The 246-nt window shown below is 41.1% G+C and carries 1 protein-coding gene; it reads left to right on the forward strand.

From position 1 onward, the window contains the following. The coding region (locus KVT11_RS20355; protein WP_217609197.1) for a hypothetical protein at positions 1-246 on the forward strand (246 nt) is incomplete at both ends.

Consider the following 246-nt stretch of genomic DNA (forward strand, 5'->3'; position numbering starts at 1 on the left):
TTTTTTTCTCACGATCACCTTGGTTTATTTTTTTACCTTTTTACATGCAAACCAGCCTCGTCCTTTTCATCAAGCATGTGATCTGACTGTCTATACCACCTGCATTTATCCGCTTAGCTTGGCGGTGACAGCTGCCTTTATTCTCACCATGGTGCTCCTCTATCCCTTTTATTGGCTGCGCAGACGGGAAATTTACATAAGTTATGCGTCAAAAGCTTCTTTTAATAAACGATACGATGTAAGACG

Origin of the sequence: Bacillus sp. GbtcB10 (assembly GCF_019091365.1) — a bacterium.
Classification (GTDB): domain Bacteria; phylum Bacillota; class Bacilli; order Bacillales; family Bacillaceae; genus Bacillus; species Bacillus altitudinis.